Genomic DNA, 14,745 nt, shown 5'->3' with positions numbered 1-14,745 from the left:
CGGCGCGTGGCCGGTGCGCCGTCAGTCGCGCGGCGCGAGCGCGATCCGCGCGATCAACTGCGGCGCGATCTGTTCGAGCGGCAGGATCGCCGACGCCGCGCCGATCGCCGCGGCCGCCTTCGGCATCCCGTACACGGCGCTGGTCGCTTCGTCCTGCGCGATCGTATAGCAGCCCTTCGCGCGCATCGCCTTCAGGCCGAGCGCGCCGTCGCGTCCCATGCCCGTCAGCAGCACGCCCAGCGCATCGCCCTGCCAGCCGTCCGCGACACTGTTGAAAAACACGTCGATCGACGGCCGGTACGGCGTTTCGGCCGGATGCCGCGTATAGCCGAGCACGCCGCGCGGCGACAGCATCAGATGGTCGTTGGTCGCCGCGAGCAGCACCTCGCCCGCTTCCGGCACGCTGCCCTGTCGTGCGACGCGCACCGGCAGCCGCGTATAGCCGTCGAGCCATTCGGCCATGCCGTACGCGAATGCCTGGTCGACGTGCTGGACGATCACGATCGCGGCCGGAAAGTCGGCCGGCAGCGCGCGCAGCAGCGCGGTGAGCGCGGTCGGCCCGCCCGCCGACGCACCGATCGCGACGAGCGTCGGCTGTCCGCGCGCGGGCGCCGGCCCCGGCGGCACGAGCGCCGCGGTGCGGCTTTCGAGCAGCCGGCCGATCTGGTCGATCTTCGCGAGCAGCGCCTGCGGCGACGCATCGGTCGACAGCCCGAGCGCGAGCGTCGGCGTATCGACCGCGTCGAGCGCGCCCGCGCCCATCGCCTCGTACACCGACGACGTGTTCGCGCTGACGCTCGCCGTCACGATCAGGATCGCGCACGGCGCGCGCGCCATGATCCGGCGCGTCGCGGCGACGCCGTCGACCTTCGGCATCACGAGATCCATCAGGACGACGTCGGGCGGATGCGCGACGCAGAAATCCACGGCCTCGTCGCCATCGGTCGCCACCCACAGCACGCGATGGTCCGCGCGCAGCGCGATCACGCGGCGCAGCGCCTCCACGGCCAGCGGCAGATCGTTGACGATGCCGATGTTCATCGGTGCGCGTCCCCGATCAGGTCGTGCACGGCATCGAGCAGCGCCTCGTCGTGGAAGCTGCTCTTCGCGAGATAGTAATCGGCGCCGGCATCGAGCCCGCGCCGGCGATCCTCGTCGCGATCCTTGTACGACACGATCATCACCGGCACGCGCTTGAGCATCGGGTCGCTCTTGATCAGCGTGACGAGTTCGATGCCGTCCATGCGCGGCATGTCGACGTCGGTCACGACGAGATCGAACGCATCGCTGCGCACCGCGTTCCACCCCTCCATCCCGTCGACCGCCACCGTCACGTCGTAGCCGCGCTTTTCCAGGAGCTTGCGTTCGAGCTCGCGCACCGTCAGCGAATCGTCGACGACGAGCACGCGGCGACGCCGGTCGGCGAGCGCGAGTTGCGGATCGCGCGTGAGCCGCGCAAGCAGGCCGCCGCGCACGAGCTTGTCGACCGAGCGGATCAGGTCCTCGACGTCGACGATCAGCACCGGGTCGCCGTTCTCGAGCAACGCGCCGGCCGCGATGTTCTGGATCTTGTTCAGGCGGCTGTCGAGCGGCTGCACCACGAGCATCCGTTCGCCGAGGAAGCGGTCGACCGCGACGCCGTACAGCTCGGGTTCGCCGCCGACGACCACCACCGCGGTGGTGGCGCGCGCGACATCGGGCTCGCCCGCGTCGAGCAACTGGTGCGCGGCGACGAGGCCCGCGCGCCGGCCGTCGAACGGAAAATGCGGCTGCCCTTCGAGCACGTCGATGTCGTCGTGCGCGAGTTCGAGCGTGCGTCGCACATGCGCGAGCGGGAACGCATACGGCTCGCCGCCGACCTCGACGAGCAGGCTGCGGATCACCGACAGCGTGAGCGGCAACTGCAGCACGAAGCGCATGCCGGCGCCCGGCTCGTTGAAGATCCGCACCGCGCCGCGCACGCCGCGCACCATCTCCTGCACCGCGTCGAGGCCGACGCCGCGCCCCGACACGTCGGTCACCGCATCGCGCATCGAGAAGCCCGGCAGCAGCAGGAATTCGAGCAGTTCGGGATCGGACAACCGCGCGGCCGTCTCGTCGTCGGTCAGGCGCTGGCGCACGACGGCCGCGCGCAGCGCATCCATGTCGACGCCCGGCCCGTCGTCGATCACGCTGACGAGCAGCGAGCCCGCGCTGTGGCGCGCCTCGAGCGTGACGCTCGCCTCGGCCGGCTTGCCGCGCGCCTGGCGCGCGTCGGGCGAATCGACGCCGTGGTCGATCGCGTTGCGCAACAGGTGGCCGAGCGGCGCGTCCAGCAGGTCGAGGATGTCGCGATCGACCTGCGTGCCTTCGCCGACGATCGAGAAACGCACCTGCTTGCCGAGCGAACGCGCGAGATCGCGGACGATGCGCGGATACGCGCGCGTCGCGTCGCCGAACGGCCGCATCCGGCATTGCAGCGCCTCGTCGTACAGTTGCTCGGCGATATGCGTGCTGCGCCGCTCGAAGCGGTCGAATTCGTCCATGCGCTCGGCGAGCGAGCGCTGCAGGTCGTTGAGCATGTGCCGCACTTCGTTCATCGACGCGAGCATGCCGGCGTCGAGATCGTCGGCGTACTGCTCGTACATCAGGTCGAGCGAACGGGCCGCGTCGCGCTGCGCGCGCTTCACGCGCAGCATCGATTCGGCGAACGGCTTGAGCCAGCGCGATTCGACCAGCGATTCGCCGGACAGGCTCAACAGCCGGTTCAGCGTATCGGCGCGCACGCGGCGCATCGCACCGGCGCCCGCCACGCGGCCGGCCTGGACCGGATCGGGCGCCGTGCCCGACACGGCGAGCGGCGGTACCGCGGCACTTGCCCCGACCGGCTCGTTCGCGGCGCCGTCGTGTTCGCGATACGGCACCAACGACGGCGGCACCGGTGGCGGCCCGGCGGCCGGCGCCTGCATCGTCTGCGCGCCGTCGGCGCCTGTCAGCGCCGCCGCGAACCCGTCGATCTCGGTCTGGGACACGGGCTGCCCCTGCGGATCGCCGACGCGCACCAGCAAATCGACACCGGCCAGCAGCACGTCGACGTGCGTGGCCGTCAGCGCGATCGTGCCGGCCTGCGCGGCGACGAAGCATTCCTCCATCCGCCCGGCGATCTCGACGCCGAGCGGCACGCCGACGATGCGCGCGGCGCCCTTCAGCGAATGCGCGGCGCGCATGCACGCTTCCAGCGCGACGGAATCGGGCTCGCCCGATTCGAGCGCGAGCAGCCGCTCCGACAGCGCCTGGGTCTGTGTGCGCGTCTCCTCGCGATACAGCTCGAGCAGCGACAGGTGGCTCAGGTCGTCATCGCCGCTCATCGCATGCTCCGTGTCACGGCGTCGAACAGACGATCGTCGTCGAGCAGCCCCACCGACTTGCCGCGCCACGACAGCACGCCGCGCGACAGGCCGGCGCTCGCGCGCCCGACCGTGGCAGGCACCGGCACCCAGTCGGAGGCGCCGAAGCGCAGCACGCCCTCGACTTCGTCGACCGGAAACACGACCGGTTCGCCCTGGTGCGCGGCCACCAGCAGCCGCGTGAAACGGCCGTCGCCGCCACTGCCGCTGCCGGTCTTGCCGGCATCGAGGCCGAGCAGCGCACCGATCGAGATCGCGATGCGCAGCGTGCCGCGGATGTTGACCACCCCGCGCACGGCCGAATGGCGGCGATGCGGCAGGGAATGGATCGGGCGCGTGCCGGCGATCTCGCGCAGCACGCCGATCGGCAGCGCGAGCCATTCGTCGGCCACCCGGAACGCGAGCGCCGCATGGCGCGTATCGCCGTCGTCGTCGCGCGCATGCGCGGTGCCGAACGCGCTCATCCGGCGCGTGACGTCCGTCATCTCGGCGACGTCGAGCGGACGCTCGAGCAGCTTCGCCGCGTGACTGGCGTAGACCGGGCAGTTCAGGCAGCGCAGGCAGTCGTTCAGCCGCTCGCACGAGCGGTCGCCGCGTGTGCCGATCCGGTTCCAGCAATCGTCGACGTCGAGCGTCGCGTCGTCAGTGGCAGCGGCGGCGCGGTTCATGAATTCCTCTGGTCATCGCGGTGTCGGTCCCATTCCCGTCGTCGTGTCAGCCGGCCGAACGCCGGGCGCGTTCGAGCAACCATTGCGCGCCCGCACGATCGCCGCCGACGTCGAGCAGCGTCGCGAGATGCGTCAGCGCCTCGTGATGCGTGGGGCGCAGGTACAGCGCCTTCCGGTAGAAGTCGCTCGCCTCCGCGGCGCGCCCGCGCGCATCCGCGATCAGTCCGTTCAGGTAGAACGCGTCGGCATGCGGGCCGACGCGCGCCGAGAACTGCGCGAGCACGCGCTCGGCCTCGTCGAACGCACCCGCGTTCGCCAGGGCCTGGGCATCCTCCAGCGTCGGCGCGTCGTCGATCGTCGGCGCGATGCCGTCGTAGGCCGGCGCGGCCGCCACGGCGGTTGCCACGGCAAGCTCGGCCCGTGCGTCGATTGCGGCCGTCGGCACGGCCGGCGCCGCCGCGAACGGCTGACGCACGTCGCCAAGCCAGGCGGGCGGCTCGACGGCCGCCATCGGCTGCAGCGCGGCGAGCGATGCGACCGTGACGCGCTCCGCGCGCCGGTACGGCACTGCCGCGGACAGCGACGCAACCGGCCGGGCCGCGCATGCATCGGCCGCCGCCGCGCCGGCCGACTCGCGATGAAACGCGAACGCCAGCGGCACGCGCGCCGAGCGCATCCCGTGCCGCATCGCGACGCCCGTCTCCGCCGGCCCGACGAACAGCATGCCGTCGTCGGCGAGACGCGCGTCGAGCGAGCGGATCACGCGATCCTGCGCGTCGCGGTCGAAATAGATCAGCACGTTGCGGCAAAACACGAAGTCGTAGCGAATGCCGTTGTCGGCAACCGGTTCGACGAGGTTCGCGTGACTGAACTGCACGCACGCGCGCACGCGCTCGTCGAGCAGCCAGCCGTCGCGGGTCGGCGTGAAATACCGCGTACGAAACTCCGTCGCCGTCCCGCGAAACGCATTGCGTCCGTAACAGCCGAGCCGCGCCTGCTCGATCGCGCGCGCGCTCAGGTCGATCGCGTCGATCGCGAAGCTGGACGGCTCGAGCCCCGCATCCAGCAACGCCATCGCCGCCGAATACGGCTCCTCGCCCGTCGAGCACGGCGCGCTCAGCACGCGGATCACGCGGCCCGGCATCGCGGCGAGCCGTTCGACGGCCTGCCGCGCGAGCGTGGCGAAGGCTTCGCGGTCGCGGAAGAACCACGTCTCCGGGACGACGAACAGCTCGATCAGCGCGCGCCGTTCGTCAGCCGACGCGTTGAGGTGCTGCCAGTACGCGTCGAGCGCTTCCGGCGTCACGGTCGGCCGCGCCACCGACGGCACGCGCTCGCCGTCCGCCTGCAACGCATGCACGCGATCCGTCAGCGCCCGCATCAGGAAATCGTTGCCGAGCGAATCGGGGTCGATGCCGGTCTCGCGCAGCAGCCAGCCGCGAAATCGCGATTCGGACGCGTTCATGCGGATTCCTCCCCGTGGCCCGACAGGCCGTCGAACAGATACAGGCGGGCAACGTCGTCGATCAGGTCGGACACGGAGATCTGCTGCACGACGCCGTCGGGCGTGTTCGCGACCTGCCCGAGCCAGCGCGTGCGCGCGGTCGAGACGCCGCTGGCGCGGAACGCCGCGCGGTCGATCCGCATCGTCTGCGTCGCACGCTCGACGATCAGGCCGATCGTGCGCTCGCCATCGGCGTGACCGGCGCGATGGCGGACCATCACGAGCCGCGTCGAGCGCAGCGCCTGCGCACGCCGCCCGAGCGCCAGCATCGGCACGTCGATCACCGGCACCGGCTGGCCTCCGCGCATCAGCAGCCCGGCGATCCAGTCGGGCGCGCCGGGCACCGCCTTCGTGACGGCGAGCGGCAGCACCTCTTCGATGCCGGCCGCGTCGAGCGCATAACGCTCGCCGTCGAGCTCGAACATCAGGAACAGCGCATGGGCGCCGTGCTGCGGATCGGCGCGCGTCACGCGTCGACCTTGAAGCGCGACACGCTGGTGCGCAACTGGTTGGCGACGAGCGTCAGGTCGTCGATCGCCTGCGACGACTGGCGCAGCGACTCGGCCGTCTGCTGCGCGGCCTCCGACAGTTGCGACAGCGCCTGCGTGATCTGCTCGGCGCCGTTCGCCTGCGTCTGCATCCCTTCGTTGACCATCTGGAAGCGCGGCGCGAGCGTCTGCACCTCGGCGATGATCTGCGACAGTTGCCCGCCGACCTGCTGCACGTCGAGCATCCCGCGGCGCACTTCCTCGGAGAACTTGTCCATCCCCATCACGCCCGCCGACACCGCCGACTGGATCTCCTTCACCGTCTGCTCGATGTCGTAGGTCGCCACTGCCGTCTGGTCGGCCAGGCGGCGGATCTCGGTCGCGACGACCGCGAAGCCGCGGCCGTATTCGCCGGCCTTCTCAGCCTCGATCGCCGCGTTCAGCGACAGCAGGTTGGTCTGGTCGGCCACCTTGGTGATCGTCGCGACCACCTGGTTGATGTTCAGCGCCTTCTCGTTGAGGATCGCGAGCTTCGCGTTCACCGAGCCGGCCGCGTCCATCACGCTGCGCATCGTCTCGCCCATCCGCGTGAGCCCGCTCTGGCTCACGCCCGCAAGCGTCGCCGACTGCTCGGCCACGCCGGCCACCTCGTTCATCGTGCGCAGCAGGTCGCGCGACGTCGCGAAGATCTCGCGCGAGGTCGCGCCGATCTCGGTGGTCGTCGCCGCGGTCTCGTTCGCGGTGGCCTGCTGCTCGCGCGACGTCGCGGCGATCTCGGCCACCGACGTCGTCACCTGCATCGACGACTGCTGCGCGCGCGCGACCAGCTCGGTCAATTCGTCGGCCATCCGGTTGAAGCCCGTCTCGAGCGTGCCGAATTCGTCGCGACGGCGCAGGTCGAGGCGACGCGTCAGGTTGCCGGTGCGCATCACGTCGTGCACTTCGACGAGCCGCGCCATCGGTACGGTGACCGAACGGTACAGCACGTAGCCGAGCCCGAGCGCGGACAGCAGCACGAACGCCAGCGCGGTCGCGAGCACGATCTCGGTGTCCTGCACCGATTCGCGGATCAGCTTCGCGGATTGCTCGGCGAACTTGCGGTTCTCCTGCACCAGCACGTTCGCGTTGCGCACGACCTCGGTCCACGCGGGCTGCACCTTCGCGTAGGCGGCGACCGCTTCGTCTCGCGACGCGCGGCTCTTCCGTACCGCTTCGTTCAGCAGCGGCACGTAGTGGTCGTAGGCGCCGCGGAACGCCGCGAAGCGCTGCCGGTCGTCGTCGCGGAACGTCGTGTTCTGGTAGTCCACCGACAGCGACTCGATGTCCTTCAGCACGTCGGGAATCCTGGCGAGATCGCGCTGCACGGCTTCGGGTTCGGTATCGACGAAGGTCGCCTGCTGCAGCAGCGTGAACGATTCGTTGACCGAGCCGCGCAGCGTCGACGCGAGGTAGACGCCGGGCAGCGAGTCGCGCTCGATGCTGACGGCTTCGGCGTTGATCGCGCGCAGTCGCTCGTACGACACGCCGGCTGTCACCAGCATCAGCACGAACAGCACGCCGAAGCTGAGCAGGATGCGATTGCCGAGCGTCAGCCGGGCAGCGCCGATCGTCGGATGCAGGCTTTCATTGGTCGTGCGGGGCGTCACGGTGGCCATGTTCGTTATGGGCTTTCTAAATTCAGCGTTGAAAAAATCCGCGCCCGCCTGCGCGCCGGGTGGCGCGCCACGAGCGCATCGGGGTCTCGCGGGCGGCGCGGCGCCGGCAGGCCGCGCCGCGAAATCACCGCTCCGCTTGCGCCGGCAGCCGAAGCGCGACCATGAAGCCGCGCGCCGTATTGCGCATCAGGATCTGGCCGCGATGCCGCGCCGCCGTCGCGCGGACGAACGCGAGGCCGAGGCCGAAACCGCTGCGCGCCGCGCCGTGCGCGGATTCGAGTTGCACGAACGACTCGGTCGCGGCCGTGCGCTGTTCCGGCGCGATGCCGGCGCCGGCATCCTCGACGCCGATCAGCCAGGCGCCGTCGTCGCCGCTCAGCGTGCAATGTACGTCCATCCCGGCCGGGCCGTACTTCAGCCCGTTGTCGATCAGGTTCGCAACCGCGCGCGTCAGCATCATGCGGTCGCCCATCGTCACGCACTCGGTATCGGGCACGTGCGCGATCACCCGGCAGCCGAGCCCGGCCGCCTTCTCCCACAGCTGGTCGACGGCGTCGAGCACGATCTCGTTGAGACTCACGACCTCGGGCGCGCGGCGCTCGGACTGCGCGCGGGTGAGGTGGATGAAGCCGTCGGCGAGCGCGAGCGCGCGCCGCGCGTGGCCGGCGATGCGCTCCATGATCGCCGGCATGTCGCCGTGTTCGGCCCGGTAGACGTCGAGCAGCGCGAGGATCGACGTCTGCGGCGAGCGCATGTCGTGCGACAGGAAATCGAGCGCCTCGTCGCGCTGCCGCGACATCAGGTACGAATTCGAGTGATAGCGGATGCGCGCGGTCAGCTCCATCGCGTCGGGAAGCTTCACCAGATAGTCGTTCGCGCCGGCGATGAACGCCTCGCGCTTGACGATCGGCTCCTCCTTCGCGGACAGCACGATGATCGGCACGCGTGCGGTGCCGGCGTCCGCGCGCCACGCGCGCACGAGATCGAGGCCGTCGATCTCCGGCATCACGAGATCCTGCAGGATGACCGTCGGCTTCACGTCGCGCGCGACCGCCATCGCCCGATGTGCGTCGGTGCACACGTGCAGGTCGATGTCGTGCTCGCTGCGCAACGCGCGACGGATCACCTCGCCGACGAACGGCTGGTCGTCGACGAGGAGGACCGATAACCCCGATTCGAGGCAATCCGAGGCATTATCACTGCTCGATTCTTTCATAAATACAGTTTCAAACGCCGAATCTCCAATCGATTCTTTCATAGGAGTTGTTTATCCGACTTGGACACTATCTTATATTGGCAGTTGTAAAACCCGCCTGATTTCGCCGATTTGGCCTGTCGGCACTGCCTTGCAGGGCTTCGGACGCCGCTTGTTTCCCCGTCGACGACCGTATTACCTCTGCATTCTTTCTCTCAATAAACATAACCGGCTGATTCTAAATGAAATTAGAACACAGCATCTATCTCCTTCCGGTTTAGTTTTGCCAAATATGCAGAAAGAGACGGAAACAGATAAATCAGATCATTTCCGGATTCGAAAGACGATAACGTTTGCGGGACCGCCACGACGAGGTTTGCATGCGCTGCAAGGCTCGGAGTCGGTCATATTGAGGGCCGGATTCGAATGCACCGAATCGGCGGGTGGGAGGGGACAAATCGCGCGACGGGTCGCTCGACCCGCGCGCGTTTCAGGGCCGGCGGAACGCCGACCCGTGCGATTCGCGAGCTGGCCGCCCTAGCCGCGCGCGTGCTGCGCGGACACTTCCTGCAGGTCGAGATCGCGTTCGAGCGTGTGCAGCATCTCGTCGTGGATGCGCCCGGACCGGTGCAGGCGCAACAGTTCGGCGCGCCCGGCCCGGATCGCGGCCAGCACCACGTCGTAGTGCGCGGCGCGCACTTCCGCCGGATACGCGGGCTCGTTCTTCGTGCGTTCGGTCAGCTCGGCGCGATACGTGTATTGCTCGAGCAGGCGTGGATGGATCACGACGCCGTTCTCGTCGCGCACGAGCGGCTGGATCGCCGCGAGTTGCGCGGCCTCGACGTACGCCCACGTCTGCGGCTCGCTCAGGTGGTGCGCGGCACGCTCGTCGCGCTGCGGCATGCGCAGCAGCCGGATCAGCGGCCCGATCGTCGTGCCCTGCAGCAGCACGGTGACGAGAATCACCGCGAACGATGCGACCAGGATCACGTCGCGGCCGGGCAGCGCCTCGGGCAGCGACAACGCGATCGCCAGCGTCACCACGCCGCGCATGCCGGCCCAGCTCATGACCGTCGCGGCCTTCCAGTCGGGCGCCGGCCCGCGCCGTGCGAGGCCGCGCACCGGCCACTTCAGCGCCTCGACCGCATAGATCCACACGAAGCGCGACACGATCACCGCCGCCAGCACCGCGAGCACGGGCGGCACCATCGTGCCGAGCACCTGCTCGAAGCCGCCGAGCCGATGGATCGCGCCGCGCAGCGACAGCCCGATCAGCACGAACACCATCGCCTCGAGCAGGAACACGATGACCTGCCAGAACGCGGTGCCGCGCGTGCGCACGGCCGCCGAGAACACCTCGTGCTGATGCCAGCCGACGATCATGCCGGCCGTCACCGTCGCGATCACGCCCGACACCTCGACCATTTCGCCCGCGATGTACGCGATCCATCCGGCAATCACCGCGACGGTGATCACGAGGTAGTCGTCATCGAGCAGCTTCAGGAACCACACGACGAGCTTGCCGATCACGAAGCCGACCACCACGCCGCCGAGCCCGAGCTCCGCGAAGCGCACGACCGCGTGCTCGAGGCTGAACGCGCCGGTGAGCGCGGCCGCGACCGCGAAGCGGAACAGCACGAGGCCGGCCGCGTCGTTCAGCAGGCTTTCGCCTTCGAGCAGCACCATCAGCCGGCGCGGCAGCGCGACGCGTTCGAGCACGGCCTTCGCGGCGACCGCGTCGGGCGGCGACACGATCGCGCCGAGCGCGAAACACGCGGCCCACGGCAGCGCCGGCACCACCCAGTGCACGGCGAAGCCGACCGCGAACGTCGTGAACACGACCGCGCCGATCGCCAGCATCAGAATGCCGCCGACGTTGCGCTTGAATTCTTCCCACACGGAGAAGTACGCACCGTCCATCAACAGCGGCGGCAGGAACACCAGCAGCACCAGTTCCGGATCGAGGTTGACCGGCGGCAGACCGGGGATGAACGCGATGCCGATGCCGCCGATCAGCAGCGCGGCCGCGGGCGGCAGCCGCAGCCGCTTGGCGATGCATTCGAGCGCGACGATCGCGAGGAATGACAACAGAACCAGCTTGAATGCCGAGACGGGGGACATGAATCGACCTCGTGAAGAATGAATTCGCGCGTTCCGGCGTCGTACCCCGGTCGGCAGTTTCGCGCGATTACATCACGAGGCGACGCCCGTAGTCGAGCCTGTTTCCGGCGAACGCGCAGGGTACGCGGACGACACGCGCGGCGCCGTGCCGCCCCGCGCGCCGCCATGAAAAACGGCACGCGGGCCGGCCCGATCGCCCGCCCGCGTGCCGTCGCGGCGCCGCGCCGCCTGCCGCGCGTTACCGACGCCGCACCACCATCAGCCGCGGCTCGGTCATGTCTTCGATCGCGTAGCGGACGCCTTCGCGGCCGAGGCCCGAATCCTTCACACCGCCGTACGGCATGTTGTCGACGCGGAACGACGGCACGTCGTTGATCACGACGCCGCCGACCTCCAGTTCGTCCCACGCGCGCTGCGCATGTGTGAGCGAATCGGTGAACACGCCGGCCTGCAGCCCGAAGTCGCTGTCGTTCACGCGTGCCAGCGCGTCGTCGAAGCGGTCGAACTTCTCGAGGATCGCGACCGGACCGAACGCCTCCTTCCGGTACAGGTCCTGCTCGCGGCCGACGTTTTCCAGCAGCGTCGCCTCGAACATCGCGCCGTCGACCTTGCCGCCCGCGACGATCTTCGCCCCCGCCGCGACGGCCGCGTCCATCCAGCCCGACAGCCGGCGCGACTCGGATTCGGAGATCATCGGGCCGACGAACGTCGACGGATCCTTCGGATCGCCCATCTTCAGCGAACGCGTCTTCGCGATCAGCTTCTCGCGCAACGCATCGTAAAGGTCGGCATGCACGAGGATCCGCTGCACGCCGATGCAGCTCTGGCCCGACTGGTAGTACGCGCCGAACGCGAGCCGCTCGACCACGTAGTCGAGCCGCTCGCGCTGGTCGGCATCGACGATCGCGGCCGCGTTGCCGCCGAGCTCCAGCACGACTTTCTTCTTGCCGGCCTTCTCCTTCAGCGCCCAGCCGACGGCGGGCGAACCGGTGAACGACAGCAGCTTGAAGCGCTCGTCGGTCGTGAACAGGTCGGCGCCGTCGCGATGCGCGGGCAGCACCGAGAACGCGCCCTTCGGCAGGTCGGTTTCCGTGAGTACCTCGCCGATGATCAGCGCGCCGATCGGCGTGCGGCTCGCCGGCTTCAGCACGAACGGACAGCCGGCCGCGAGCGCGGGCGCGACCTTGTGCGCGGCGAGGTTCAACGGGAAGTTGAACGGCGAGATGAACGAGCACGGGCCGATCGGCACGCGCTTCGTGTAGCCCGTATAGCCCTGCGCACGCGCGGAGATCTCGAGGTTGACGATCTCGCCGTCGATGCGCACCGATTCCTCGGACGCGACGCGGAACGTATCGATCAGCCGCGTGACTTCGCCCTTCGAATCGTTGATCGGCTTGCCGGCCTCGATGCACAGCGCCTCGGCCAGCTCGTCGAAACGTTCGCGAAACCGCGCGACGCAATGATCGAGCACGGCCTGCCGCCGGTAGGCGGGCATCTCGCGCATCGGCTTCGTGGCGTCGACGGCCGCGGCGATCGCCGCATCGATCGCCTTCGCGTCGGCCAGCGCGACGCGCGTGGCGACCTTGCCGCTGAACTTGTCTGTCACCGCCAGATCGGTGTTCGCGTAGACGGCTTCGTTGGCGAGGTAGTACGGATAGGTTTCCTTCAACATGGAACGACTCCTTCCTGTGAACGGGGCATTCAGAGTTGCGCCGACAGGCGCTTGATCTCGCGGTTCAGCACGCGCTCGTTGTCGGAGTAGTCGATCGGCACGTCGATCACGTGCACGCCCGGCGACGAGAAGCACTCGCGCAGCAACGGCTCGAGATCGTCGGCCGACTCGACGCGATGCCCGTGCGCGCCGTAGCTCTGCGCGTACGACACGAAGTCGGGATTCTTCAGCGTCATCGCGAAATCGGGGAAATTCATGTTCTCCTGCTTCCAGCGGATCATCCCGAACGCATCGTCGCGCAGGATCATCACGACGATGTCGAGCTTCAGCCGCACGGCCGTTTCGAGCTCCTGCGAATTCATCATGAAGCCGCCGTCGCCGCACACGGCGATCACCTTGCGCTGCGGATGCACGATCTTCGTCGCGATCGCCGACGGCAGGCCCGCGCCCATCGACGCGAGCGCGTTGTCGAGCAGCAGCGAATTCGGCTCGTGCGCACGCCAGTAACGCGCGAACCAGATCTTGTACATCCCGTTGTCGAGGCAGACGATGCCGTCGAGCGGCAGCGCGTTGTACAGGTCGTTCACGATCCGCACCGGATACATCGGAAAGCGCGGATCGTGCTGGCCCTTTTCCAGATGCGCGTCGAAATGCGTCTTGATCATCGCGAAGCGCTCGAAATCCCAATGCGGCTGCGGCCTCACCGCTTCCTTCATCTGCCACACCGCGTTCGCGATGTCGCCGACCACCTCGATCTGCGGAAAATAGACGGGGTCGACTTGCGCGCCGAGGAAGTTCACGTGGATCACGGTCTTGTCGTCGGTGCGCATGAAGAACGGCGGCTTCTCGATCACGTCGTGGCCGACGTTGATGATGCAATCCGCATGCTCGATCGCGCGATGCACGAAGTCGCCGTCGGACAGCGTCGCGTTGCCGAGCCACAGCGGGTGCGTCTCGTCGATCACGCCCTTGCCCATCTGCGTCGTGAAGAACGGGATGCCCGTCTTGTCGACGAATTCGAGCAGCATCTTGCAGGTGGTCTTGCGGTTGCCGCCCGCGCCGATCATCAGCAGCGGATGGCGCGCGGCCTGGATCGCGTCGACCGCGTGCGCGACCGCCTTCTCCTCCGCCACCGGCCGCCGGCTGTAGCTGCGCGGAATCGGCTTGCCGTCGCCCTCTTCGTGCGCGATGTCTTCGGGCAGCTCGAGGTGCGCGGCGCCCGGGCGCTCTTCCTCCGCGCGGCGGAACGCTTCGCGCACGGCCGACGGAATGTTGCCGATCGACACGATTTGCCGCGTGAACTTCGTGAGCGGCTGCATCATGTCGACCACGTCGACGATCTGGAAATGGCCCTGCTTGCTGGACTTGATCGGCTTCTGCCCGGTGATCATCAGCATCGGCATCCCGCCGAGCTGCGCATACGCGGCGGCCGTCACGAAGTTCGTCGCGCCCGGCCCGAGCGTCGCGAGACACACGCCGGTGCGGCCCGTGAGGCGGCCGTAGGTGGCGGCCATGAACCCGGCGGCTTGCTCGTGCCGGGTCAGCACGAGCTTGATCTTCGATCGCCGCAGCGATTCGAGCAGATCGAGGTTTTCTTCGCCTGGAATGCCGAACACGTACTCGACGCCTTCGGCTTCCAGCGCCTTCACGAACAGATCCGATGCTTTCATGGGGACTCTCGGTTATGCCGCCTGCCCGGCCTACGGACACGCGGCGTTCAGGACGCGCGCCGGCCTACGGCACGCGGACGCCTTACCTACTGGACACTGACCACGGCACTGCTCGCCGCGCAAGACGCAATACCAGATGCGTGCTGCGCGGCGGCGCCTCCGGATGCCGGAGGACGAACGGACCCGCCCGCGCGCGGCAAGCACGCACGGGCGGCAAAGACGTTTTCGATTGTAGACGGATTCGCGAAATTCCGGCTTCGGCCGGATGGCCGACTCCGGCAGCGGAAAGATCGGCCGGACGGCCGGGAAACGTCCGGCGATGCCCCGGCCGGGCTGTAATGGCAACGATGTTCAACTCGACAGACATGTGAACCATGGTTGACACA

Annotated in this window: 10 protein-coding genes; all 10 read right to left on the bottom strand. The window is 68.7% G+C overall.

The genetic code is table 11. The annotated features are described in order from the left end of the window. Window positions 1–21: 21 nt before the first annotated feature. The gene (locus tag WT97_RS17315) at window positions 22–1,041 is read right to left on the bottom strand and encodes a chemotaxis response regulator protein-glutamate methylesterase (RefSeq protein WP_034205305.1); all 1,020 of its coding nucleotides are present in this window, start codon (window positions 1,039–1,041) and stop codon (window positions 22–24) included. Continuing rightward, window positions 1,038–3,347, bottom strand: a complete 2,310-nt coding sequence (locus tag WT97_RS17310; protein WP_060353915.1) for a hybrid sensor histidine kinase/response regulator — start codon at window positions 3,345–3,347, stop codon at window positions 1,038–1,040. Before WT97_RS17310 ends, WT97_RS17315 begins: the two co-directional genes overlap by 4 nt. After that, window positions 3,344–4,054 carry a chemotaxis protein CheW gene (locus tag WT97_RS17305; RefSeq protein WP_059501291.1) on the bottom strand — a complete coding sequence of 237 codons (711 nt, stop codon included), beginning with the start codon at window positions 4,052–4,054 and terminating at the stop codon, window positions 3,344–3,346. The genes WT97_RS17310 and WT97_RS17305 overlap by 4 nt, the downstream gene beginning before the upstream one ends. A gap of 46 nt (window positions 4,055–4,100) precedes the next feature. Then, entirely contained in the window at window positions 4,101–5,519 is a 1,419-nt protein-coding gene (locus WT97_RS17300) for a protein-glutamate O-methyltransferase CheR (RefSeq protein ID WP_060353914.1), read from the bottom strand. After that, window positions 5,516–6,028, bottom strand: a complete 513-nt coding sequence (locus tag WT97_RS17295; RefSeq protein ID WP_059501295.1) for a chemotaxis protein CheW — start codon at window positions 6,026–6,028, stop codon at window positions 5,516–5,518. The genes WT97_RS17300 and WT97_RS17295 overlap by 4 nt, the downstream gene beginning before the upstream one ends. After that, on the bottom strand, window positions 6,025–7,701 hold the full coding sequence (locus WT97_RS17290) for a methyl-accepting chemotaxis protein (protein ID WP_059501297.1): 1,677 nt from the start codon (window positions 7,699–7,701) through the stop codon (window positions 6,025–6,027). The genes WT97_RS17295 and WT97_RS17290 overlap by 4 nt, the downstream gene beginning before the upstream one ends. 124 nt (window positions 7,702–7,825) lie before the next feature. Then, entirely contained in the window at window positions 7,826–8,959 is a 1,134-nt protein-coding gene (locus WT97_RS17285) for a hybrid sensor histidine kinase/response regulator (protein WP_059501299.1), read from the bottom strand. 474 nt (window positions 8,960–9,433) lie between these two features. After that, the gene (locus tag WT97_RS17280; protein WP_060353913.1) at window positions 9,434–11,017 is read right to left on the bottom strand and encodes a Na+/H+ antiporter; all 1,584 of its coding nucleotides are present in this window, start codon (window positions 11,015–11,017) and stop codon (window positions 9,434–9,436) included. A 238-nt stretch (window positions 11,018–11,255) separates the two neighbouring features. Beyond that, window positions 11,256–12,689 (bottom strand): aldehyde dehydrogenase family protein, encoded by a 1,434-nt coding sequence (locus WT97_RS17275; protein WP_060353912.1) that lies wholly within the window; start codon window positions 12,687–12,689, stop codon window positions 11,256–11,258. Between the two features lie 29 nt (window positions 12,690–12,718). Further along, window positions 12,719–14,359, bottom strand: coding sequence for an acetolactate synthase large subunit (locus WT97_RS17270; RefSeq protein WP_034205314.1), 1,641 nt, complete (start codon window positions 14,357–14,359; stop codon window positions 12,719–12,721). Window positions 14,360–14,745 lie beyond the last annotated feature (386 nt).

Origin of the sequence: Burkholderia sp. MSMB1459WGS (genome assembly GCF_001534535.1) — a bacterium.
GTDB lineage: Bacteria > Pseudomonadota > Gammaproteobacteria > Burkholderiales > Burkholderiaceae > Burkholderia.
The sequence above is the reverse complement of the archived record's forward strand: the minus strand, read 5'-3'. Positions and strand labels throughout refer to the sequence as shown.